This window comes from Streptomyces sp. NBC_00425 (genome assembly GCF_036030735.1).
GTDB lineage: Bacteria > Actinomycetota > Actinomycetes > Streptomycetales > Streptomycetaceae > Streptomyces.
The window spans coordinates 9,782,182-9,805,310 of the sequence record NZ_CP107928.1 but is presented as its reverse complement, the minus strand read 5'-3'; the positions used below and the strand labels follow the sequence as shown (position 1 = coordinate 9,805,310).

The 23,129-nt window shown below is 69.5% G+C and carries 21 protein-coding genes and 4 pseudogenes; 10 read left to right on the top strand and 15 right to left on the bottom strand.

Features of this window, described 5'->3' with window-relative positions; translation table 11 throughout:
* Positions 1-325 precede the first annotated feature (325 nt).
* Positions 326-484 (bottom strand): hypothetical protein, encoded by a 159-nt coding sequence (locus OHS82_RS43310; RefSeq protein ID WP_328432873.1) that lies wholly within the window; start codon positions 482-484, stop codon positions 326-328.
* Between the two features lie 946 nt (positions 485-1,430).
* On the opposite strand from OHS82_RS43310, the gene OHS82_RS43305 reads away from it, so the two are divergent.
* The 4 genes from OHS82_RS43305 to OHS82_RS43290 all read left to right on the top strand — a co-directional run bounded on the left by OHS82_RS43305 (position 1,431) and on the right by OHS82_RS43290 (position 8,342).
* Positions 1,431-4,100, top strand: a complete 2,670-nt coding sequence (locus OHS82_RS43305; RefSeq protein WP_328432874.1) for a DEAD/DEAH box helicase — start codon at positions 1,431-1,433, stop codon at positions 4,098-4,100.
* A 383-nt stretch (positions 4,101-4,483) separates the two neighbouring features.
* Positions 4,484-6,583, top strand: coding sequence for a telomere-associated protein Tap (tap, locus tag OHS82_RS43300; RefSeq protein WP_328432875.1), 2,100 nt, complete (start codon positions 4,484-4,486; stop codon positions 6,581-6,583).
* A 6-nt stretch (positions 6,584-6,589) separates the two neighbouring features.
* Positions 6,590-7,147 (top strand): telomere-protecting terminal protein Tpg, encoded by a 558-nt coding sequence (gene tpg / locus OHS82_RS43295; RefSeq protein WP_328432876.1) that lies wholly within the window; start codon positions 6,590-6,592, stop codon positions 7,145-7,147.
* 217 nt (positions 7,148-7,364) lie between these two features.
* The gene (locus tag OHS82_RS43290; RefSeq protein ID WP_328432877.1) at positions 7,365-8,342 is read left to right on the top strand and encodes a hypothetical protein; all 978 of its coding nucleotides are present in this window, start codon (positions 7,365-7,367) and stop codon (positions 8,340-8,342) included.
* A 70-nt stretch (positions 8,343-8,412) separates the two neighbouring features.
* Here OHS82_RS43290 and OHS82_RS43285 read toward each other — a convergent pair whose 3' ends face one another.
* The 6 genes and pseudogenes from OHS82_RS43285 to OHS82_RS43260 all read right to left on the bottom strand — a co-directional run bounded on the left by OHS82_RS43285 (position 8,413) and on the right by OHS82_RS43260 (position 11,792).
* A complete protein-coding gene (locus tag OHS82_RS43285) occupies positions 8,413-9,123 on the bottom strand; it encodes a hypothetical protein (RefSeq protein ID WP_328432878.1) in 711 nt (236 codons plus the stop codon).
* 32 nt (positions 9,124-9,155) lie between these two features.
* Positions 9,156-9,242: pseudogene (locus OHS82_RS43280) on the bottom strand (IS5/IS1182 family transposase); the annotation flags it as partial.
* 278 nt (positions 9,243-9,520) lie between these two features.
* Complete coding sequence (locus tag OHS82_RS43275) at positions 9,521-9,715, bottom strand: hypothetical protein (protein WP_057578371.1); 195 nt, start codon at positions 9,713-9,715, stop codon at positions 9,521-9,523.
* A gap of 485 nt (positions 9,716-10,200) precedes the next feature.
* On the bottom strand, positions 10,201-10,731 hold the full coding sequence (locus OHS82_RS43270; protein WP_328432879.1) for a GNAT family N-acetyltransferase: 531 nt from the start codon (positions 10,729-10,731) through the stop codon (positions 10,201-10,203).
* A gap of 236 nt (positions 10,732-10,967) precedes the next feature.
* A complete protein-coding gene (locus OHS82_RS43265) occupies positions 10,968-11,456 on the bottom strand; it encodes a carboxymuconolactone decarboxylase family protein (RefSeq protein ID WP_328432880.1) in 489 nt (162 codons plus the stop codon).
* A 102-nt stretch (positions 11,457-11,558) separates the two neighbouring features.
* Positions 11,559-11,792, bottom strand: a complete 234-nt coding sequence (locus OHS82_RS43260) for a hypothetical protein (protein WP_328432881.1) — start codon at positions 11,790-11,792, stop codon at positions 11,559-11,561.
* Positions 11,793-11,964: 172 nt separating this feature from the next.
* On the opposite strand from OHS82_RS43260, the gene OHS82_RS43255 reads away from it, so the two are divergent.
* On the top strand, positions 11,965-12,441 hold the full coding sequence (locus OHS82_RS43255) for a hypothetical protein (RefSeq protein ID WP_328432882.1): 477 nt from the start codon (positions 11,965-11,967) through the stop codon (positions 12,439-12,441).
* A 174-nt stretch (positions 12,442-12,615) separates the two neighbouring features.
* Here OHS82_RS43255 and OHS82_RS43250 read toward each other — a convergent pair whose 3' ends face one another.
* Positions 12,616-13,164, bottom strand: a complete 549-nt coding sequence (locus tag OHS82_RS43250) for an NIPSNAP family protein (RefSeq protein WP_328432883.1) — start codon at positions 13,162-13,164, stop codon at positions 12,616-12,618.
* A gap of 106 nt (positions 13,165-13,270) precedes the next feature.
* On the opposite strand from OHS82_RS43250, the pseudogene OHS82_RS43245 reads away from it, so the two are divergent.
* A pseudogene (locus OHS82_RS43245) lies at positions 13,271-14,220 on the top strand (helix-turn-helix transcriptional regulator).
* Here the strand turns inward: OHS82_RS43245 and OHS82_RS43240 are convergent.
* The 3 genes and pseudogenes from OHS82_RS43240 to OHS82_RS43710 form a co-directional block, all read right to left on the bottom strand.
* Positions 14,208-14,576, bottom strand: a complete 369-nt coding sequence (locus OHS82_RS43240; protein WP_328432884.1) for a hypothetical protein — start codon at positions 14,574-14,576, stop codon at positions 14,208-14,210. The pseudogene OHS82_RS43245 and the gene OHS82_RS43240 overlap by 13 nt on opposite strands.
* On the bottom strand, positions 14,573-14,710 hold the full coding sequence (locus OHS82_RS43235) for a hypothetical protein (RefSeq protein ID WP_328432885.1): 138 nt from the start codon (positions 14,708-14,710) through the stop codon (positions 14,573-14,575). Before OHS82_RS43235 ends, OHS82_RS43240 begins: the two co-directional genes overlap by 4 nt.
* A 31-nt stretch (positions 14,711-14,741) precedes the next feature.
* A pseudogene (locus OHS82_RS43710) lies at positions 14,742-14,846 on the bottom strand (IS5/IS1182 family transposase); the annotation flags it as partial.
* Positions 14,847-15,186: 340 nt separating this feature from the next.
* Between OHS82_RS43710 and OHS82_RS43230 the strand changes: the two are divergent.
* The 4 genes and pseudogenes from OHS82_RS43230 to OHS82_RS43215 all read left to right on the top strand — a co-directional run.
* A complete protein-coding gene (locus tag OHS82_RS43230; RefSeq protein ID WP_328432886.1) occupies positions 15,187-16,242 on the top strand; it encodes a hypothetical protein in 1,056 nt (351 codons plus the stop codon).
* Between the two features lie 907 nt (positions 16,243-17,149).
* Positions 17,150-17,305: a hypothetical protein gene (locus OHS82_RS43225; protein WP_157876358.1), complete on the top strand. Its 156-nt coding sequence runs from the start codon at positions 17,150-17,152 to the stop codon at positions 17,303-17,305.
* Positions 17,302-19,212, top strand: coding sequence for an ABC transporter substrate-binding protein (locus OHS82_RS43220; RefSeq protein ID WP_328432887.1), 1,911 nt, complete (start codon positions 17,302-17,304; stop codon positions 19,210-19,212). The genes OHS82_RS43225 and OHS82_RS43220 overlap by 4 nt, the downstream gene beginning before the upstream one ends.
* Positions 19,213-19,297: 85 nt before the next feature.
* Positions 19,298-19,463, top strand: a pseudogene (locus tag OHS82_RS43215) (transposase); the annotation flags it as partial.
* A gap of 18 nt (positions 19,464-19,481) precedes the next feature.
* On the opposite strand, the gene OHS82_RS43210 reads toward OHS82_RS43215, so the two are convergent.
* From OHS82_RS43210 to OHS82_RS43195, 4 genes are all read right to left on the bottom strand, one after another.
* The gene (locus tag OHS82_RS43210; RefSeq protein WP_328432888.1) at positions 19,482-20,018 is read right to left on the bottom strand and encodes a DUF6193 family natural product biosynthesis protein; all 537 of its coding nucleotides are present in this window, start codon (positions 20,016-20,018) and stop codon (positions 19,482-19,484) included.
* A 340-nt stretch (positions 20,019-20,358) separates the two neighbouring features.
* Positions 20,359-20,901: a GNAT family N-acetyltransferase gene (locus OHS82_RS43205; protein ID WP_328432889.1), complete on the bottom strand. Its 543-nt coding sequence runs from the start codon at positions 20,899-20,901 to the stop codon at positions 20,359-20,361.
* Positions 20,902-21,332: 431 nt separating this feature from the next.
* Positions 21,333-21,671, bottom strand: coding sequence for a thioredoxin family protein (locus OHS82_RS43200; protein WP_328432890.1), 339 nt, complete (start codon positions 21,669-21,671; stop codon positions 21,333-21,335).
* A 289-nt stretch (positions 21,672-21,960) separates the two neighbouring features.
* Positions 21,961-23,100: a helix-turn-helix domain-containing protein gene (locus OHS82_RS43195; RefSeq protein WP_057578393.1), complete on the bottom strand. Its 1,140-nt coding sequence runs from the start codon at positions 23,098-23,100 to the stop codon at positions 21,961-21,963.
* Positions 23,101-23,129 lie beyond the last annotated feature (29 nt).

Here is a 23,129-nt window from a genome sequence, read left to right as displayed (position 1 = left end):
GTACCACATCGCTGCGCGATGTGCAAGCGAACACCCGCGCTGCGCGCGGGTGTTGCGCTCCGCTCCGCGGGAGCGTTGGCGGGTGGCTGCGCCACCCGCTCACCCTGCTCGCTGCGCGAGCAGGGTGACGGTCCGTCCGCTGCGCTCCCGGACCGGTGGGACTCTGTCCCACTGCCAGGCTTCCGCTTCGCTTCAGCCTGGCCGGCGGGTCCGCTGCGCTCCCCGCCTGACGGTCCTTCCGGCTGCGCCTCCAGGATTGCTGGGCGAAGCTGGCGCGGGCCGGGCTGGCTGTGAGGGGTGGGCCTGTTCGGGGGTCTTGTGGCTCTTAGTGTCGTCTTCTGAAGTAACCGCGCTGGTGCAGCTTGTAGATGATCACTGGGGCCAGGGCGAGCCACACGGCCAGGAACGTCCATTTGACCCATGGAGGCCCGTCCGGCCTGGCGTCCTGGGCCAGTTCTGCGGCGGTCGCACTGAGTCGAGTCATGTCTGTCGAGTGCCCAGCCCACCGGTCGACACGCAGTCCCTGCACGGGAGTTGCGAGGGCGGGGACTGCCCTGCGCTTCGAGGTGTGGTGGGTGTCGTTCGTTCGTGTGGGATCCGCTGTACCGCGTGCATCAGATTGATGCAGCATGTACCGTTGGCGGAAACACGGAACACCCCAAGCCAGCCGTAATCTCCTCGGAATTCTGAGAGGAACGACCGCATATGAAGGCACCCAACGAATCTACAGGACCCGATCCCGTGCTGAGCGGCGGTTCTGTGCGCCGGGTGACGCAGTGCCAGACGGCGGGCGTGAACGTTCGGTTGAAGGTGTTCGCGCTCCTGGGGGCGCAGGGTGTACCCGCGAGTGAGGTCGGACGACCTGGTGGCCGCGTTGGAGGCCGGGGCGGTCGCTGGGGAGCAGTGCCAGGTGGTGGAGCTGGGCGGCATAGCGCCGGCCTCTCGGGGCGTGCTGTCCGCGGACGGGTGGGATGACGGCGGGAGGGCCGTGCTCGAGGCCCTGGTGGGCATCGCGGAGCGGGAGTGGTCCCGGCGCGGTGGCCGGTCGGCCGGGGTCGCTGAACTGGCCGTACATATCGCGGACGTGAGGCGGCGTGAGCGGGCCGACCTGGTGCGGCTGGAGAGGTTCGTCCGGGAGAACGTGCTGCCGCGCAGGCACCCGCACACCATGGCGCGGCGTCGGGTGCTGGAGGCGCTGGGCGAGGCTGGCGGTGTGTGCGGCTCGGAAGCGGAACGCGGACGGAGACGTCGTGCTCTGCACGCTCGATGCCGGGCGCCACGACCTGGACGACAAGCCGCCGTTCAAGGACGGAATGCCGGGCGGCCGGCACAAGGCGGATGCGTCGATCTGGAACGACTCGGGCGCGGCCACCATCCGCATGCGGCCCTCTGAAAGACCACAGGAATTGACCGCTCGGGGAGGCGTGGAAATGTCAGCGATTCAGCTCAAGGAACACCAGGTCGATCAGCGCTCCGCGTTCCGCAGGTGGGTCGGATTCCCTGAAAGGTCATCTGTGCCCCCGCAGGGTGCCCGGGGCACGATCGTGTCGGCGACCGGCTCGGGCAAGACGATCACGGCCGCCGCGTGCGCGCTGGAGTCGTTCGCAGACGGCCGGATCCTCGTCACCGTGCCCACCCTGGACCTGCTCGCGCAGACCGCCCAGGCGTGGCGTCTGGTGGGCCACCGGGCTCCGATGGTCGCGGTGTGCTCGCTGGAGAACGACGCGGTCCTCAAGTCGCTGGGGGTGCGCACCACCACCAACCCGATCCAGCTCGCCCTGTGGGCGGGCTCCGGTCCGGTCGTCGTGTTCGCCACGTACGCCTCTCTCGTGGACCGAGAGGACATCGACGCACCCGAGGGCCAGCGCAAGGTTCGCGGGCCGCTGGAGGCCGCCCTGGCGGGCGGAGACCGGCTGTACGGGCAGCGCATGGCGGGCTTCGACCTCGCGGTCGTGGACGAGGCGCACGGAACTGCCGGTGATCTTGGTCGTCCGTGGGCGGCGATCCACGACAACGCCCGCATCCCCGCCGACTTCCGGCTCTACCTGACCGCCACCCCCCGCATCCTCGCCGCGGCCAGCCCGCAGAAGGGCGCGGTCGGCCAGGAGGCGGAGATCGCGAGCATGGCCGACGACCCGGACGGGACGTACGGGTCGTGGCTCGCCGAGCTCGGGCTGTCGGAGGCGATCGAGCGGGAGATCCTCGCCGGGTTCGAGATCGACGTCCTGGAGATCCGCGACCCCTCCCCCGTCCTCGGGGAAGCGGAGGAGGCGCGGCGGGGCCGACGTCTGGCGCTCCTGCAGACCGCTCTTCTGGAGCACGCGGCGGCGTATAACCTGCGTACGGTCATGACGTTCCACCAGAAGGTGGAGGAGGCCGCCGCGTTCGCACAGAAGCTGCCCGAGACGGCTGCCGAGCTGTACGTCAACGACGCCACGGGTGACGACCTGGCCGCCGCAGGCCGGCTCCCCGCGTCGTCGATCGATGCGGGGTTCTACGAACTCGAGGCCGACCGCCACGTACCCCCGGACCGGGTGTGGTCGGCATGGCTGTGCGGCGACCACCTCGTCAGCGAGCGGCGCGAGGTCCTGCGCCAGTTCGCAGACGGCATCGACGCGGCCGGCCGCCGGGTCCACCGCGCCTTCCTCGCCAGCTGCCGCGTGCTCGGAGAAGGCGTGGACATCACCGGCGAGCGCGGCGTGGAGGCCGTCTGCTTCGCCGACACCCGCGGCTCCCAGGTCGAGATCGTGCAGAACATCGGCCGCTCGCTCAGGTTGAACCGCGACGGCTCCACGAAGGTCGCGCGGATCATCGTGCCCGTGTTCCTGGAGCCCGGCGAGGATCCGACGGACATGGTCGCCTCCGCCTCGTTCCGCCCTCTTGTAGCCGTCCTCCAAGGACTCCGCAGTCATGACGCCCGACTCGTCGAGCAGCTCGCCTCCCGCGCCCTCACCAGCGGCAAGCGCACGGTCCACTTCCGGCGCGATGAAGACGGCCGGATCATCGGGACCGGCGGCGAGAGTGACGGCAAGGACCAGGAGGACGACACACAGGCCGCCGCCGAAGCCACCCTGCTCCACTTCTCCACCCCGCGCGACGCCGCGACCATCGCCGCGTTCCTGCGCACCCGGGTCTACCGGCCCGAGTCCCTGGTCTGGCTCGAGGGCTACCAAGCCCTCATCCGCTGGCGGGCCGAGAACGAGATCACCGGCCTGTACGCCGTCCCCTACGACACCGAAACGACGGTGGGCGTCACGAAGGACTTCCCCCTGGGACGCTGGGTCCACCAACAGAGGAAGGCGCTGCGGGCCGGAGAACTGGAGGAACGGCGCAAGACCCTGCTGGACGCGCCGGAGGCCGGGATGGTCTGGGAGCCCGGCGAAGAAGCCTGGGAGAACAAGCTCGCCGCCCTCCGGTCCTACCGGCGGGCCACCGGGCACCTCGCGCCCCGCCAGGACGCCGTATGGGGCGAGAGCGAAGCCGCGGGCCTAGTGCCCATCGGACAGCACATGGCCAACCTCCGCCGCACAGGCGGCCTGGGCAAGAACCCAGAACGGGCGGCACAGCGCGCGCAGCAACTGACCGCCATCGACCCCGACTGGAACTGTCCCTGGCCACTCGACTGGCAACGCCACCACCGCATCCTCGCCGACCTCGCCGCCGACGAACCCCACGGCATCCTCCCGGCCATCGCACCCGGCGTGCTGATGGACGGCGACGACCTCGGACGATGGCTGCAGCGACAGTCCCGCGAGTGGTTTCAGCTCTCCGAGGAGCAGCAGCGGAGGCTCTCAAGCCTGGGTGTGAAGCCCGCCGAGCAGCTGGCACCGGCCGCCAAGGACGGCGCGAAGAGCGCTGGGGGAAAGACGTCGGCGGCCTTCCAACGGGGTATCCAGGCCCTCGCGCAGTACATCGCGCGCGAAGGCAGAACTGTCGTGGGAAGGACCCACGTTGAAGAGCTGCCGGACGGTTCGGTGGTCAGGCTAGGGGTGTTTCTGAGCAACCAGAAGACCAGGCGGGAGCGTCTGGATGCGGAGCAGCGAGGAGCCTTCGCCGAGCTGGGTTACGCCTGGGCCACGGAACAGCCCCCGCGCAGCTGACAGACATCGATACCGCCCTGTACTGGCTCAACCACCCCACCACCACACCCGGCACATACCAGCATTCAACGAACCTGATCAGCACGCAAGCGAACTGACCACACCTGACCAACACCCACTCCACCTGACAAAGCGACAGCTCAGCACACAGCCAAAACGTCCACTCCTCCATCACCGAGCCAAAACCAGCCGCTCTGAAGCCCCCAGCACCACCGACACCAAACTGAGCAGCGCAGGCCACCCCACCACCCACTGATCAAAAAAACCGCTCCCGGACATCCAGGCGCTGGCCGGCCTCGGACTCTCCTGGGCGCAGGAAGGTTAAGGAGTGGGGTAAGTTTGTGGTTAAGTGATATCGGGTCCTGAGGTGAAGGTGGCAGGGCATGGCTTCTGAGGAAGAGCTGTTCGCGTCCGTCGACGCTCTGTTGAACGAGGAGCCGCACCTGCCGCCTCCCGCGGAGCGGGCCCGGCTGCGTGAGGCTGCCGGTATCACGCAGGCCCGCCTGGCCACCGCGTTGAAGACGACGACCCAGTCGGTGAAGAACTGGGAGAACGGCCGCAGCGAGCCGAAGTCGCCGCGCCTGGACGCCTACCAGCGGCTGCTGAACGGATGGGCAGCGAAGTACCCCGTCCCCGGCGCGGCCCCGACAGCCTCGGCCTCCGCGACGGCGCCCGCGGCGTCTGGTGAACCGGCCACATCCGCGGTGGAGACGGTAGACGCCCCGCAGGCTCCCGCCGCGGCGCCGGCGCGGCCCGCTCCCCGGCCCGCCGCGGCATCGCGGCGCCCGGCCACCAAGAAGGCGGCGCAGCCCGCTGCCGATCCGCGCTTCCCGCACGGGCCGCTCGCCGTGCTGGACGGTGACGGCTCCGCATACGGCGTCGACGGGCTCGTGCTGGACTGCCCCGCGACCACGGTCGTGGAGCTGGTGGAGTGGACGCTGCGCGAGTCCGGCCTCGGCGCGCCCAGGCTCAACCGCTACGGCAAGGACTCCGACCCGCTGATCGTGCTCACCGCCGCGGCCGCCGTCAGGCTCGGCCTCCCCGAGCGCCTGGAAGGCCACGAGCAGCGCCGCTCCCTGCGCCTGCCGGAGGATCACCCGGTGGTCAAGCAGGTGGTGAAGGCGAAATGGCGTCTGACCCAGCGCGGGTTCGGGCCGTGGGCAAGGATCTACCGCAAGGCCCAGGGGCGCGAGCGGCAGTGCGTGCAGCTGGCGGTCCTGTCATGGGATGCGCTCGACGAGCGGTCCTGGCCAGGCGTTGCGGAGATGGAGCCGGCCGACGTCGCCCGCGTCCTCGGCATCTACGCAACCCGCGTCATCACCCCACGCGGCTCCACCGCCGTATCGGGCCTTGAGCTAATGACGGCGCTGCGGCCACCCACACGCCCCACGCAGGACCCCGCCACCGGCAACTGGGTGCCCGGCCACAATCCCGGCAGCCTCGGGATGGAGCCGATGGACCCGGCGCCGCCGGAGGCCACCCCCGAGCACCCCGTCGTCGTGGAATCCGGCTGGACGGGCGGATTCCTCAACGAGGAGGCCTACCAGTGGGTGCGCGACGTCAGCCTGCTCACCGATGAGGAGTGCACGCTGCCGTATGCGGTCGGCCTGGACCTCAACACCGCGTTCCTCGCCGCCGCGGCCCGCCTGGTCGTCGGCCTGTCCGCACCCGACCACTTCCAGACGCCGACGTTCAACCCGAAGATCCCCGGCTCCTGGCTGGTCGACCTGTCCCACGTCGAGGTGGATCCGCGCCTGCCCTCGCCGTTCACCCCGGACGGCGTGCAACCGGCGGGACCTGCCTGGTACCAGACGCACACCGTCGCCTACGCCCAGGAACTTGGCCACAACGTCGCCCCGATCGAGGCGTACCTGCGCCGGGAGACCGGCGCCTACCTGGACCCGTGGCACGACCGGCTCAAAGCGGCCTACGTCGACACCCTCGCCGACCTCGGCGTCACCCGGGAGCTGGACGACCGGGCCTTCCTCGCAGCGATGGAGCGGCACAAGCAGGCCGACCCGGCCCTGGCGGCCGTCCTGGCCGCCATCAAGGCCACGGTGAAGGGCGGGATCGGCAAGCTCCGTGAACGCCCGCAGGGCAAGAAGTACAAGGAGGGCGAGAGGTGGCCGGCCCTGCAGCGGCCGACCTGGCGTCCCGACATCCGCGCCGCCGTCATCTCCAAGGCGCGGGTCAACATGCACCGCAAACTCACCAACATGGTCAAGATGACGGGCCTGTACCCGCTCGCCGTGCTGTCCGACTGCGTCGTCTACCCGAGCCCGGGCGACAGCCCCCTGGACTTCCTGCCGTACGCCGCGTCCGGCAAGCCCCAGCCCGGCGGCTTCCGCCTCGGACCGACACCGGGCCTGGCGAAGCTGGAAGGCGTCCAGTCGATGCTCTGGGCGGTCGACCTGATGGAGAAGGACTACAACCCGGCCCGCCACATCAAGGGCGGCGACGCCGTCCTCGACGAAGGAGAGTAGGGCGCTGTGGGAGAGATCGACGACGCCATCGAACGCGCCGACCGGGAAGCCTTCACCCGCCAGCCGCCCAAGACACTCCAGGCACGCATCAACTTCCTGATGAAGCAGCTCAAGACGACCAAAGCCGTTGCCCAGGAGCTCGGAGTCACCCAGCGGTCAGTGGAGCGCTACCGCACAGGCGAACGCAAGCACCCGCCCAAAGCGATCGCGGACCGGATCGACGCCGCCGTACGAGCCCGCTGGCAGCCCCAGGTGCGCAAACGCCGGCAGCAACAAGCTGCCACCGCGACCGGGATCACCGTAGAAACCAGGGCCCGGTTCGGCTACACCGCCCCCATCGGCACCACCGACGACGGACGCTTCCGCCGCCTCACCGTCCACCTCCCCCCCACCTACGCACAACGCCTCTTCCACGCCCGCAATACAGGCGCCAGCGACCAGGAGATGCGCCAGATCATCGCCGAAGGCTTCAAAGACGTGTACTTCCAGGACGGCGGAAGCCGCGCCATGGGGCTCTCCGACGTCACTCTCAACGACATCGACTACCTCGACCTCGACTACTGACCGCGCCGGCCGGGGCTACGGCCCGAACGCCCCGCTGAGCCGAAGCACGGTAGTTGTCGCATAGGCAGGCTGGTTGACACCAGCTGGTGTGACTGAACGCTCTCGGCACCCGAACCCGGGCGGTTCGGCCCCTTCGTTGGAGGTGGTCGCCTTGGAGGACGGTGCGCCCACCGATCCTGGTTGTCGGTCGGCCTGAACTGGGCGTTAGCCTCGGCAGATGATTACTCTGCGGCCTCTGAAGGTGATCACGCGCCATCGCAACGGGCGGATCCATGCCTTCGTGATGGACTCCGGCGTGTTCGGGGCACTTGAGCCCGCCGCGGTGTTCCAGCCGCGGCCCGGCGACGAGGTTGTGGAGTCGGCGGTCTGGCCCGATCTGGAGCGAGTCGTGTACACGACGCTGAACGGCGTCGTCTGCCTCACGCGCGCTGGTGGCCTGGTGTGGACATCGAACTTCGAGCCCTACTCCGACCAGCGCCATGGTCACCGGCCTGGCTGTGCGCTGTCCCTGGACGGCCGGACCGTATGGGTCTACCGGCCAGACGCGATGGCGGGACGCGGGAGCGGAGACCAGTGGGTCGTACACGACGCCGATAGCGGGGCGGTCCTTGTCCGCCGGGAACTGGAGACAGTCGGGCACGGCGCCGGCCACTACGTGCACCCGGTGGACGGCAGCATCTACCTCGACATCGGTGAGGGTCAGGACGGCTCAGTCATTCTCAGGGCCACGGCTCGGGCCGACGGCGAGGCGGAGTTCGTGACGTACCCGTGGTCGGACCGCTGTCTGATCGACCTGGCGCCGGGCGGGCAGCAGTTCATGACCGTCGACCACGGGCAGGCAGATGTCGCCTTCCACCGCCACTCCAGCGGGGACGTGCTCTTCACTTTGCCCGTCGAAGCCTTCGGATACGACCCGGAGGAGACCTTCGTGGAATGGAGCGGCGGCTACCTGACCCCAGACCTGGCCGTCGTCACATTGGGCGGTGAGGGCCAGGACGAGGAGGAGTGGTTCCGCTACCACCTGATCGACGTGCGCACGGGCACGCTCAGCGGCGAGATCGCCGTCGAGGTGACCAACCCGTACGAACTGGTGCCCCTAGGAGACGGCTCCTGGCTCACCAACGGCTCTGACGGCACCCCCGTCCGCTGGTCGCACTCTCCGCTGACCTCCGCACCGCCACATCCGGAAGGCTGATGGGCGTTCACTAGCCTGGATTTGGGTCTCCACCGTCTTGTCGCAGCGCAGCCAGTAGAGTCCCGCGAGGCTACTGCTGATGGGCGGCTGGTCGCGCGTGAGTGAGTCCGCTCCACCGCTCCAGTTCGTCCGCATGGCTGCCGACCGCTGTTGCCCGGGCGACCTTTTCGGCTTCCTTCGGTGTCGGCTCACCATGGCGGAAGAGCAACGTCAGCGGCCAGGTCGGAGTGCCCGACTGCTCACCGTCGAAGGAGTGCCAGTTCCAGGCCGCATCGAACCGCCAGGCGCGCCCGTTCCGGTCAGCAACCTCATCACCCAGTTCGAGGAAGGCGTACGGACGGAAGAACAGCTCGATGCGTACGGGTTCGCCGCCGGCCGGATCGATCGTGTAGCCCTGGTCCTCGAGGGAAGGGTCATGGGTCTCACCCTGCTGCAGGACCTCGAGGTAGGACGCGGGCCGGGGCAGCATGCCGGTGACCAGGGGCGGATCGAAGCGGTGGACCGTCTGGACGTGCACCACGGTCGCGGGGATACCCACCAGGCAGGTATCGCCCGGCTTCAGTGCGGTCTCCACCGGTTCCGTTCGGAAGATCTCCCACTCACGGGCCGCAGGCGTTGGAAGCGCCCTTCGGCCGTTCCACCTGATGTTCTCAGCCTGCGGGGCCACTTCCAGCCACGGCCACTGCACGGACACGTAGTAACGGGTGACCCCGGTGACGGCGGTCTCAGTGAACGGGCACTCCAGCAACAGCACGTCACCAGGCCTGTAGTCGTGACTCATGGACGCATTGTGCATGCCATCACTGAGGGTTTTCAGCGGTGCCGCTCCAGGGTGAGGACGGCCTTGGTGATTGACGTCATGCGATTTGGGCTGCATCGGGCTCTGCGGAAGATTCGCCAGCGAGGAGGCCGGTCAGACCGAGGTCCTGCCCGGCGTCACCGTCCATGGCATGGACATCGGCACGTGGCTCACTCGGCAACGGAAACCCTTGGGGTATGGCGCAGCAACATGCGCAGTAGGCGGGACTCGCTGCCGGATACACAGCGCGGGCTGCTCGCGGACCTCGGTCTGTTCGAGTGAGGGATGGTCGGTGGCTGGTCGACGCGCTGCGTGGCCTTCAGGTGCTGCTGGGCGGGGTACGTCTGCCTGGTCGCGTGCTCTGCCTCGTCCCGCTCGCTCAGGAGACCGGCTCGGGTACTTCGCCAGGCCTGAGCGGCACGATCTCGACACGGGTGCAGCCCACGGCTTTGAGTTCGGTGCGGCGATGCTTCGCGGACCGTTTGTCGTACCTGCCGGCCGACGCCTGCGGGGTGCCGTCCGGGTCGGTCCACAGGAGACCGTAGTTCTGCATCACGCTCGTCATGGAGATCATCACTTCCCCTCTCTCGACGACCGTAAGCACCCCCGCGATGGACGATCACACGGCCACCGGCCCCTCGGCAGGTTTGTGTTCTTCAGCGTCATGACGCCGTTCATCGCGCTGCTGGCCGTGCTGGTCCCTGCCATGAGGTGAGGCGGGGTGTATCGGGTGGCTGCCTGGATGCCGTGGCGGGACAGGTCGCAGATCATCAGCGAGGACGGGGTGCGCCCCTGCGCCCGGTGCCTCCTTCACACCACCGCGTCGTATACCCGCAGCACACTCACCGTGTCCGGGTCCCCGCGAGCGGGCTCAGCTCGGGCGGCTGGCGGTCGGCGTGTGGCCGATGAGTCGGCGGGTGTAGCGCAGCCAGGAACCCCGCCCGACAGGCCGACGATCGGGGTATGCGGCGTGCACGGCCGCGTCCCCGGCCTTCGTCGTAGAGACGATGTGGCCGGGAACCTGTCCGGGTGGTCTCACGGGCAGCGGCTTGCTCGCCTTTATCGGGTGAGGGGGGACTTGTCGCTCGCAGTCAGGTGACGGGCCAGCACGCGGGTGGTGCTGCCGTCGTCCTCTGCGATGTCTCGGACATGTTCGAAACCGATTCCGTCCAGCAGGGTCAGTGACGCCTTGTTCGGTGCGGCTACGGGGGCGTGGACCGTGGTCAGAGCGAGGGTGTCGAAGCCGTACGCGACGATCGCCTCTGCCACCTCGGTCCCCAGGCCGAGCCCCCATACGGCCGGGGCCAGAGCGTAGATGATCTCGTGGCCTGCGACGACGTCGGTCGACTTGATCTCGGCATGCCCGACCAGGAGTCCGTCCCGGCGGACAGCCCAGACGTCGAACAGGTCCTGGGCATAGACCTTCGTGAAGATCCGCCCGAACAGGGCTCGGTCCGCCTGTTCGGAAGCAGGGCCGTCGCCCATCCACTGCGACACTCTGGTGTCCTGGAGCAGAGCGACGAAGTCCTCTTCGTCCTCAGGGCCGTAGGGCTCGAGCAGCAGCCGCTCAGTGCGCAGCGTCGGGGTCACAGACGGCGACGCTGCTCACACGGCGTCCGGGCGGCAATCCGCTTTCACCTGCGCGGAAATCGCCCTCCCCGTCGGCATGCCGTGCATGGCCCGGCGCCAGAGACCGGGCCGTCGTGCGGAGTCGTTTACACGGTCGGCCATCCGAGCCGAGCCGGGCCACTGGTTGCTCTGTCTGTGGTCGTCGACGACTGTGCGGTCCCGTGTCGCCGGATCGGCCGACCCCCATCTCGGACAGGTCAGTCCCACTGCTCGTCCGCGAGCGAGCTGACCGGCTGCGGCTTGCCGATGACAGCCAGGGCGATGAAGAAGTTGATCTGACCGATCGCGATGGTGAGGGTGGCCAGTGCCTTCTCGTCGTAGTGGTTCGCCACTTCGGCGTACAGCTCGTCGCAGACGCGTTCTGTGCCGTGCGGGGAGGGCTGGAGAGTGGCTTCCGTCAGGGCGAGGGCGGCGCGCTCGGCGTCGGTGAAGTAGGGGGCGTCCTGCCAGGAGGAGACGGCGGTGATGCGCTCCTCGGACTCCCCGGCCTTGCGCAGGAAGCCGGTGTTCAAAATGGTCAGGTAGGTGTTGCCGGCGATCTGCCCGGCGCGCAGGTGGACGAGGCTCATCGTGGTGCGGGGCACCGAGCGGTTGCCGGTGGCCCGGAAGAGGGCGGCGGTGATGTCGTTCAGCTCGGGCACGAACTGGGCCGGGTTGGGCATCCGGGAGATGGAGGTGTTCGTCATGGCTGCTCTCCTTCGCATCGGCCTTGTCGGCGTCTTCACAGCACTGACGGCACGGCGCACGCGGATGTGACGGGGACCGACTCGCGAACGAGTCGGTGCCGGTCAGGCGGCAGGCGGCCGGCTGCTTGCGGAGCTGCCCGGGGGTGACGTCGGTGAGGTTGCGGGCGTCGGCGAGGCGGGACGGTGACCGCGGAGCGGGGCCGGTTGCGCGAGGGCTCGCCGGTGGTCGGGCAGGCGGATGGCCATCCAGTGGGCGGGCTGGCCGGTCAACGGCTCCGGCAGGCCCGCGGTGGCCCGCGCGAACCAGGCGTCGACGGCCGGGGTGCGGTCGTCCACGGCGAGGCAGCGGACGGTAGGGAACTGCTGCGGGAGGCGGGCCGGGAGCCCGGCGGGTCAGCTGGTCGCTCAGGGTCGCGGGGGCGGGGGCGTCGGGGGTGTCCTGCATCCGCCAGGAGGATGTGCAGGGGCCGCGGCGGGCGGGTCGTTTCTCCTCGGCAGAATGAGCCCCATGGCCGTAGACGAGGACGCAGCGTTCACATTGCCGCGAGGCGCCACGGGCTTCGTCCGGCCGAAGGACGGGCCGCTGCCGGAGACCGACCGGCGGACGTTCCGGGCGGCGCTGTATGCGGCCGCCCGGGCGGCCGGAGGTCAGGTGGGCGAGATGGAGGAACAGACGTACCCTCGTACGTTCCACACCGCGTCGGTCATCGGGGGCACCGGCGAGTGCGTCGTCCTGTGTCACGCCCACCACCCCTGGATCGCATTCGTCCAGGAACGCCGGGACTGGTACACCGAGGAGTTCCTCGCACCGCCATCGTGGGCCCACATCTTTACCGACCTGGGGTTCGTCGTGCTTGATCGCGCGCAGCTCACGCTGTCGCTCTCGGACGTCGACACCTCGGTCCTGACCCAGGGCGAGTGGCGCGGAGTTCGCTTCTACGGCATCACCACCTTGGGCGGAGTGCTCTTCAACGCATGGGACTGACGTCCGAGCGGGACTGCGTGCCCGGCGCTGGACGATGAACGTCACGGTGAGTGCCTGTTGTCGATCCTTTCTCTGCAGCTGACAGGACCCTCGGCACGTCCCGTCGTTGCACGCCAGCAGCACTCTCCACGTGTTTGGTCAAGCCTCGGCCAGGCCGACTCGGAAAAGCGCGGGCTAAGGCTTCACGGGCTCCAGCCGCAGCAGCCGGGCCGGCCAGGGCGCCGGGGCGGCCGGGCCGAACCAGACCCGGACGTCCTCGCCGGTGCGGACGGGCAGGCGGGGGAAGTCGTTCTCGGCGTGCTCGGTGCGGTGCAGTGCGTGGCCCGGGCCCAGGTGCCGGGCGGCGTACGCGTCGAAGTGGGCAGCGTCGGCGGGATGGCAGACGGTCGCGAGCACCTCGCTCGTCCCCGGCTCCGGTGTGAATCCCGGGCCGCGCAGCAGCAGGACGTCGTCGCTGTCGAGCATGGCGGCGTTGGCGGTGTCGCGGTGCTCCCGCCAGACCGGGCCGGTGTAGAACGCCTCCAGCGCACGCCGGCGGTGCGCCATGTCGGGGAAGGAGCGCAGCCAGACGAAGCGGTCCGGGTCGTCCAGGTCGCGGAACCGGCCGCCGACGGTGATGCCGACCGCCTGCTGACCGGTCACGAACTCGCGCTCGAACAGCTCGATCAGCGTCTCCCGGGCACCGGAGTGCAGGGTGTACTGCCGGAGTTCGACGATGCTCATGCGGTGGCCTGCCCGGTGCGTGTGAGGTTCATGGTCCAGTTGTCGTCCATGCGCCGCAGGTTAGGGCCGGTCTGCTGACATCTTCTGTCAGCAGATACTGGACGGCATGCGTGCGAGCCGGCTGGTCACCCTGCTTCTGCTGCTCCAGAACCGGGGCCGGATGACGGCCCGGCAGCTGGCCGACGAACTGGAGGTCTCCGTCCGGACGGTGTACCGGGACGTGGAGGCGCTCGGCGCCGTCGGTGTCCCGCTGTACGGCGCGTCCGGCCATTCCGGCGGCTACCGGCTGGTCGGCGGCTACCGGACCCGGCTCACCGGACTGACCGTGGACGAGGCGCAGGCCGCGTTCCTCGTCGCGCTGCCCGGCGCCGCCGCCGAGCTCGGCCTCGGCGAGGCGCTGGCCGCCGCCCGGCTCAAGCTGCGGGCCGCGCTTCCGGCGGAGCTGCGCGAGCACGCCGAGCGGATCCAGGAACGCTTCCTGCTCGACGCTCCCGGCTGGTACGGCGGCGTCGACCGGGTGCCTCACCTGGCGGCGGTCGCCGCCGCGGTGTGGGAGCGGCGGGCGGTGGCGCTGCGCTACCGGTGGTGGCGCTGCGCTACCGGCGGTGGCGGGCGCCGGAGGAGATCGAGCGACGGGTGGAGCCGTACGGGCTCGTCCTCAAGGCAGGCCGCTGGTACGTGGTCGCCGGCGGGCCGTCCGGGATCCGCACCTACCGTGTCGACCAGATCCTCGAAGTCCGGCCGCTGGACGAGGAGTTCGTCACTCCGGACGGGTTCGACCTGGCCGGGTACTGGAACGTCTATGCGGCCGACTTCCGAGCGCGGCTGCACACCGCGGACGCCCTGGTGCGGCTCACTCCGGAGGGCGCCCGCTGCCTCGGCGTGACACCCACGGGTGACGGGTGGACGGAGGCCCGCGTGCCCATCGAGTCGATCGGCCACGCCCATAGAGACTTCCTGCGGCTGGGCGCCGACGTCGAGGTCCTGGCACCGGCCGAACTCCGCAACCGCATCGCCGAGACGGCACGCACCCTGGCCACCCGCTACGAAGGGTGACCCCCGGGCCGAAGGCTCTCCCGGCCCGGGCGCCGGCCACCCGCACACGCGTGCAGGACCCGGTATGCCTCTTCGCCTGAGGAGTGCAGTGTTCCTGACCGCGCCAAAGGCTCTGAGCAGGTCCCATCGCGCGCCAGGTCGGCGGCACTGCTCACGTCGTTGAACACGCGATCGTGAAGCGTGGCTTCGTAGGTTTCACGGCCGGCGGCCACGATGGCTGCGCGGGTGTGGAGGAAGCTGTCGCTGGACAGGTCGTGTCCGTACTCCTTGCGATCCAGCCGGTAGAGCGCCCATGACAGCTGTTCGGCGAACGCGTTGACGGTCGCCGGCGGTTCAGCGGAGAGCTGGCTCGTCAATGTCGCAGCCAGTTGTTCGGCTCCGGGTCGGACGTGGGCGGTGCGCAGTCGTCGATGAGCTGCCAGAAGGCGTTCTCGTTCACGGGCAGAGCATGCCGGGTGCCTGTGACAGCGGTGGAGCGGCGCCTGTCCACCGTTGCTCCGGGGCGCGCTCTGCCTTACTGGACGGTGATGGCAGATGAGAGCCGCTGTGGTGCCGGCGATGGCGAGGAAGTGGTCGGTGTTGCGTTCGTAGCGCCGGTGCAGGCGGCGGCATCCGGCCAGCCAGGACGGCGCCGAGCTCGTCGGGGAGCACGCGGTGGGGCCGGGCCCGGACACGGTCCCGGCTCCGCTGGGCGAAACGTCGGCGGACGGTGGGCCGGGCAGGGCCGAAGACTGGTGGCAGTTGCCGCCGGGTGCAGTCCGACGCCCTTGAGGCGCGCAGGGTTTCCAGGGGCGTACTTCCGCTCAAGACGCGCCCCCTTTATGTGTCATTTTAGCCTTTTTATTTAGATAGTTAAACTTAACCCAAGCGTCACATTTTCATCAAATGGTACGTCTGCGAACCAGCCCCGCCTTCCAGGTAGTTACATTTCGCATTACGTGCTGTGGCCTGGAAGAGGGGGATGTCATGGCGCTCACCGCGATGCACGGGAATTCGCTCCGGGCGGCGACCGCGGTCGCCGTCGGAGGGCGAACGAAACACCTGGTCCGTTTGCGGACGCGGCACGGCAGCCGTCCCTGGCTGGCGATGCTGCTGTCCTTCACGCTCCTCACGGCGTGCGACAGCAACACCAAGGTGTCGTATCAACTGCCCGACCTGCCGCTCAAGTTCAGTGTCGACCTGCACGGCAAGGTCAGTGTCAGCTACTCCAAGGACTTCGTCACTCCCCTGGGCACCTTCAGCGTGACCGAGGCGCTGGAGTCGTCCCCCGACGACTCTCACACACGGGTCTACATCACCCGCCCCGTGGAGGGGGTGGACCAGACCGACGGATATGAGATCAAGGGGCGCGACGAACTCAAGCTGTGCGTCACGAACGCCGAAGCGATGATCACACAGGGGACCGTCCGCATCACGGCTCGCGACTCCTCCAGCGCCGTTGTCACAGAGCCCGAGGCGGTATGCAGTTCGGCCGCAGATACGCCGCGCGCCACGGCCGTGGTCTTCCAGCCCTTCGGGAACGGCTACGGCACATTCACGTTCACGCAGTCCGGCGACGCCGTGGACATCAGCTCGCCCGGCGGGGCCGACCGGTACGCACACCTGTACGGCGCGTGGGTGCCGGGCAGCGGGTGCTACGCCTCGACCGTTTCCTTCGACACCGTCGTCGACGCTCCTCCCACCGCTTCCGACGGCTACGGCTTCGCCGTCGGATTCGGTGACGTCGGCAACGACGACCAGCCGGTGGGCTCCACGCTCCAGGACGAGTGGCAAAACGACGGCAGCTTCTACGCCCGCACGGTCCGACTCCCCAGCGGCGCCTGGATCGGATCCCAGCAGCAGCAAGCGGTCCCGGACATCACCCGGAGGCATCACGTCGTCGCAACCCGGAACGGCGACACGTACGACGTGACCATCGACAGCGCACCCGTCGGAACGTTCCCGGCGCCGGCGAGGTGCCGCGGCCTGCTGCTGCGGGTGTGGGGCGGCGCCGAGCTTCACGTCACCCATCTCGAAGTATGAGCCGCCTCCCGCGTCGTCTCCTTGTCCCTGCCGGCCACCTGACGACCTGTGCGGAGAGACAGCGCACCTCCTGCAGCACCGCGAAGATTCCCGAACACGGCCGCGGCCCATAACGCGACAGGGAATCGAATCGCGAATGAGCCTGCCTGGTCTCCCATCGCAGGGCCTCCGTACGGAAAGCGGGCCTGTGGCGCCACTTCGCCGGTTGTGGACATTCCTCTGCGAGCGGCTGTATTCCGAATAGCGCGGAGCCATGCGAACCGGAGGCGACGGTCCGGGATGGAGAATGACGAGGGGGCTCCAGCCGGTAACGGGAGCCCCCTCTGTGCCCTGTCGATGCGCTGCTGTGCCCAGGAAGGCGGTTCGGCATCTTGGGGGCGCGGCCGGAGCCGCTCATGGCACCAGGTCACCATCACCGCGGCTCTCTCGCAAGATCCTTGAGGCGTTCCGAAGAACCTGGACGGCGAATGCGCAGTTCAGGTGGCTCGTTCGGAAACCGGGCACGCCTCCCCGCTGGAGCAGCACACGGGCTTCGGGGTCGAGCGGGGAGTACAGCGGCGGCTCGGGGCCGGCCGGCAGGTGCTTGGAACGAGTCGCTTGAACGAGCGGAAAAAAGGAAGAAACGATCCACTAATCGAGCGTGCGAGTTCGGTTTATTTCCGATGCCGCCAACTGGGTTGTTTCGGTTCCGCGGAGACAAACAATGAGATCCGGACACGTTGCTCCGCATCCCGGCCGGTAACCGGAAGTGGGGCTCTCATGCCGGCACTTGTGCCGCGCCCAGGAAGGCAGGTATCCCGTCATGTCTGTGCACCTTCGTCGAAGGACACCCCCGCAGCCCGCACCCGCGTCTCAGGTTCTGTGCGGAACGTCTCTCACGCCCGGGCACCGGATCACCGTGTTCACCGTGATCTTGCTGGTGGTCGTCGTCTGCGTCTCGAGCGGGCAGTCCGTGACGACCGCTCTCGGCATGGTCATGGCCGCCGGCGCCGCCGCGGCCCAGATCGGCTCCTGGCTCAGCGAGCAGCGTCTGGGCGCCTCGTCCCCGGGCGGCGCCCAGTGACCGAGCAGACCCAGGACGGAGCGGGCGTGGGAGATGCGGGCGGCCAGGGGCCCGACCCGCTGCGGATCGCGGATCAGCGCGAGTTCCGTCAGGCGCTCAAGGAGTTACGCGAGCACAGGGGCATCACGCTGAAGCAGCTGGAGACGGAGACGGACCGGCCGGGTTCGAAGCGGCTGACGTCTCCGACGGTCAGCACCACGCTGAAAGCGGATGCTCTCCCCGACTGGGATTTCGTGGCCGCCTACGTCACCGCCTGCGGTGTGACGGGCGAGGGGCTCAAGCGGTGGGAGCGGGCCTGGGAAGCCGTCAGGAAGGGAACGGCGCCGGTGGAACCCGACGGCGCCGCGGGCACTCCCCTACCGCCACCGCCGCCGCCTGGTCGGTGGTGGCAGCGGGCCGGCCGGTGGCTGAGGACCCGCCGGGGGCTGGTCGCCGGCGGCTCAGCGGTGACAGCGCTGTCGCTGGCCGCGGCCGTCGGCGGGTGGCAGATCCACGTGCGGCACGTCCAGGCACAGCGCGACCACGACGAGCAGGTGCAGGCGGCCGAGGCATTCGCGCGAAGCCACTGCGGCAGCAGGAACACGGCCCTGATGGTGCATGCCGGGGAATGCACCGGTGTGACGGACGGCCAGGACGGCGCCGGGGTCTTCGGCAGCGGCCTGAAGCCGGTCCTGACCGCTCTCGGTGCGGAGAACCGGCAGACGGTGAAGGACGGCGACTACGTCACGATCGGGTTCCTGGCGCCGCTGACGTCACAGGGCAAGCAGAAGGACCTGACGCTCGACCAGTTCGTCGGGGAGATCGAAGGCGCCTACACCGCCGTCGAACGGGCGAACGAGAGCGACAGCCATCCGAAGATCCGTCTCGTCCTGGCCAACATGGGCAGCGGCGAGGAACGGTGGGCACACGCCGTCGAGGGCCTCAAAGCCGAGAAGGGCCTCGTGGCAGTGGTCGGGATGGGCCTGAGCCAGCAGCAGTCCGTCGACGCCGCCCGGGCTTTGAGCAAGGCCGGCATTGCGATGGTCGCCGACCTCATCACCGCCGACGGATTCGACAGCACCGGCGCCATCGACCCCCACGGGCCGATCAACGGCCTCGTCCGCGTCGCCATGCCGAACAAGGACCAGCTCACCGCCCTCGGCAAAAAGCTCGACACCGGCCCGCACACCGTCGCCCTGATCGGAAGCGACGTGACCCCCGCCGGCGGCAACGACCTCTACACGAAATCCCTCGAGAACGGCTTCCGCACCATCCCCTCCCTCAGCAAGTACCTGGACGACGACTCCCCCGACTTCCCCTTCAGCCCGCAGGGCGGAGCCGACGCCGCGATGCCCAGCATCGGCCAGAACCTCTGCCGCGGCGCCGACAGCATCGACGTCGTCTACTACGCCGCCCGGGCCAAATACCTGCCCACCTTCCTCGAAGCCCTCCGGCACCGCAGCTGCTACAAGAAACCGATCACCGTCGTCACCGGATCCGACGCAGCAGCACTCGACCCCGCCATGAAAGCCCTCCACGACCCCGAGGCTCCCATCACCGTCATGTACGCGTCCTTCCCCTCCCCCGCCGGTCTCTCCGCCCCCGCCCACCGCGACCACGGCCTCTACACCGGATTCGTCCAGGCCTTCACCTCCGACCACCACGGCCGGCACTTCCCCGCCGGCCACCTCGAACGCAGCTACTGGCCCGTCCTCGCCCACGACGCCGTCCTGACCGCCGCCACCGCCATCCACACCGCCGCCGCCAACGCCGCCGGCCACACCCCCAACCGCTACGACGTCACCAACCAGCTCTACACCCTCGGCGACGAAGCCGTCCCCGCCGCGACCGGCCGCCTCGGCATCAACCGCCAGGGCAACCGCACCGACCTCCCCGTCACCATCCACACCCTGCCCGCCCCCGACTGAACCGTCAGCCCGAGAAGCCGGTGGGGGAGACCGATTCGGTCTCCCCCCACCGGTCGACCAGGACGCGCCGTCACGGCCTCGTGCCATCCGTTCCGGCGCCTTCGACGACGAATGCGCGCTCATCGAGCCCCCTGCTTCCCGTCCCGGCCTGCGAGACCCCCACCGGGGGACGGCCCGAAAAGCACCCCCGCCGCGAGATCGTCGACGCGATCCACTACGTCGTCGACACCGGCTGCACGTGGCGAGCCCTGTCCAGGACTCCCCGCCCTTTATGCGGAATCTGATGTGTCGAGATCGTCGGCAGTGCCGGCGACCGCCGGCCCGCAGCCGGCGGGAAGGTGGACGAGGACCAGAGCGACCGCGTCATGAGGGTTCTCAGTCTCTCCGATGTCCGCCGGGCCGTGCGGCGAGCGAGTCTTCCACCAGGTGACGCGGTATTTCCCGTCCACGGAGGTAATCACCGGAACATCGTGGGTGTAGGGGAATCCGGTGCAGCGGCTGAAGTTCAGCGACCTGTGGCTGTGAAAGGGGAAGAGTGCTCGCAACCGCGGCTCAGCGTATGCAGCCTCGATAAGGTCGTGGTCGACGTGAGTCGCCGTGGTCTGCCGGTAGATCGTCCACATGGTCTCGACGGCGGTGCCGCGCTCGTGGGCTTCGGCCAAAGGCCCGTAGTGGACGAACGGGCATGCGGATCGCAGATCTTTCAGGTCAGCGCCGGCCTGCCAGACTCCGATGGCCGTGGCAGCCTCGTCCAAGCGTGTTGTGTCGCCCTTGGCCATCGTGACGCCGCGTTCCCGGAAACTCATGACGAAGCAGCGTTCCTGGACACCCAGGTGAACGTCCGTCGTCCGCGCGCGACCCTCCGCACGGGCTCCTGTTCGCCTCCACCCCGGGGCTCGTTCGGGGAGTACGTCAATCCGATGTCCGGCCTGTTGGACGGCCCCTTGCAGAGCGATCTGGAGCGTTCCGTCCTGGCCGAGTTCGGGGTAGAGACTCTCCAGGTTCGGGGCAGGCTGAGACGTCACGCTTCACCCTTCGATCGGTGCCGCCGGTTTCTACAGGTCTTGAGCACTGCTCGGCCGACGTGGCAACCACGGCAGACGGTGAGCCTTTTCCCGCCTGCTTTTGAAACAGGTTGGGGGGCGCTCATGGCGTTCCGGGACGATGCTCGGTGCGGAGCAGACCGTAGACGAGCACATCGACATACGCGCCGTGTTGAAAGGACCTGCCGCGCATGACCCCTTCCCGGCAAAACCCCAGGCGTTCGAGGGCTTTCTGCTCTCCGAGGTTGCCGCCGTTGGTGAGGGCTTCGATTCTGTTCGCAGTCGTGCGGCCGAACAGGTAATCCACGAGCAGCTTCTGCGCCGCCGTGCCCACCCCCTGTCCACGATGCTCGGGCAGCACCCCCACGCCGATCTCGTAGGTGACACCCGACGGGAAGCCGCGGGGCCTCCAGCCGGCGATGCCGACAACCGTGTCGTCGGCCAGCACGATCGCAACCGCCGCAGACTCGGCGGAGATGCGCCCGTCGATCTCCCACCGCTTGCGGCGTGCCCTCGGATCACCGAATCCGGGCCACTCGAACTCGCCGAGCGCATCGGGGTCCGTGCAGAGGCGGTCGAGGAAGCCGAGGTCGGCCTCGGTGAACGCCCTCAAGTGGACTGTGGCCGGCTGGTTCGCTGCGGTCATGAAGGCCGGTATCGCGCCCGGAGCATCACCCGTCAGCCAATGAGGGCGCCCCAACGCGGCTGCTACAGGCAGGAGTTGGGCCGACCCCGGGCGGGGAACGTGGCAGCGCTCCTGAAGGAAGGGATCACGACCACGATGTGGCGGCGTCGCGGAGCTGGAGGTCCCCCAGCGCCGCCTGGAGTGCAGCAGCACCGCCCGCGTACACGGCGAGCCGGGGACTGCGGGCCCCAGATCGCTACGCGGTGGTGTGGCGCTCGGTCCGGCAGTGATGATCTGCAGCGCTTCGGCGATGCGGTCGTGGCGGGTGCGGTGGGAGACCGTGCAGACGCGCAGGGCAGGCAGGACGGCTTCCCTGGCGTTCGGGCCGCGGGGCTCGTGCTGCTGCCGGCGGATGCCGGGCCGGCGTCGTGGCCGTGTGCCGCAGCGGCCGCTCAGAGGTGGCCCTCCAGGAGCTTCCGCAGCTCGGCGACGGTCGTGGGCCCTGTGCCGTGCGCCACCGCCGCCCCCTCCTTCAGCAGGACGTAGGAGGGGGCTCCGGTGATCCCGTACCGCTCGGTTGCGGCCGGACAGCGCGTGATGTCGGTGCGGACGGCCGTCAGGCGGCCCGTGCAGTCGTCGGCGACGGCACTGACGACGAGGTCCATCTCCCGGCAGGGCTCGATGGCCTTGGGCCATGTCCCGGTGAAGTAGGCGAGGACCGGGACTGCGCTCGTCCGGAGGATGAAATCGAACTCCGCGTCCTCACGGGGTCGGTGGACCCGCTTCGCCATGCAAGCTCCTGGCCTCGTGTTCCGTCATTGCGTGCTCATCATCCCTCGCGCGGTGTGCCCGCCGGTCCGGTCGGCCGTCCGCCCCTGGTGATCGGGCCTGGCCGCGTCGTCGGTCAGCCGGCTGCAGCGCGCCGCACGGCCGTGGGTGGGTTCGTGCAGGGCGGCGTCCGCCTCCGCGCCGGCACGAAGGCCGTTCTCACCGCCCGGTTCCTGGACCGCTCGCGGACGCGGTCGCGGATGCGGTGGTGGGCGCGGTCGCGGATGCGGTGGTGGGCGGTCGGGGTGTGCGTCAGCCGGTCCGCAGGCCGACCGCCAGTGTCAGTTCAAGGACCCGGTGGGGCGATGCGAGGTCGGGAAACAGCTCCCGCAGCTGGGACATGCGGTACCGGACGGTCTGGGGATGGACGAACAGCGCCGCCGCCGCCTCGTCCCGTCTGCCCTGGTGCAGCAGCCACGCCCGCAGCGTCTCCTCCAGCCGCCGTGCGGTCGCGACGGGCAGGGCCTGCAACGGTGCGAGGGCTCGGGCGCGCAGGTCTGCGAAGGCGTCCGCGTCGGCGCTCAGCACCAGCTCGGGCAGGTGGTCCTCGGTGTCGCGGATGTCGCAGGAGAGGGAGCGCGCGCGTGCGGCCCGTGCGTACGAGGCCGACGCGCGAATCCACGGGCGGGCCGGGCCGACCACGGCCGCGCGGTCGGTCAGCTGCCGCAGGAGATGTGACCGGTCGGCGTCGGGGACGAGGAGCACGCCGGTGGCGTCCGGGGAGTCGTCGAGGACGAGGGTGCTCGGGTCGAGCGTGCGGTAGGCGGGCCGGGCCTGGGCGGCGGGCAGCAGGACCGCGGTCAGCGAGACCGGAGGCTGCCATCCGGCGCGTTGGGCGGAGGCCAGCAGCATGTCCGGGCTCGCGCCGGCGAGGAGGTCGCGGGCCAGGTGTTCCAGGTGGCGCTCGTGGGCCCTGCCCCGGGCGGCCAGTTCGTCGGCGTGGCCCGCGGCGCTCGCGGCGGAGAGCTCGTCGATGTAGGCGAAGGTCAGCTCGGCGAACTTGGCGACCTCGGCGGCGGGCAGCCCTGCGGGTACGGCGCCCGCCGCCAGGCCTCGCCAGGCCACGCGTGCGCCGACGCGGTAGGCGCTGAGCAGGGCGTCCATCGAGCGGCCGTCGCGTACCTCGCCGCGGCCCAGCTCGTAGGCCGCGTCACCGGCGTCGCCGCCTGTGGCGTTCCCGCTCGCGAGGTCCAGGTAGTGCCCGAGGGCGGTGCGCACGGCCCGGCGGATGGTGGCGCCCATGTGTCCCGACAGGGCGTTGGCGTAGGGCGGGACCTCGTCGATGATCGCCTGGACGACCTCGTCGGCGGTGGTCCTCAGTGCGGCCCGCAGTGCGGTGACCGTCGTCTCGTCCAGGGCCAGCTCGCTGGCTCTGCGGATCACATGACTCATGCTTTGTTCCCTGCGAACAACTCTGTCGA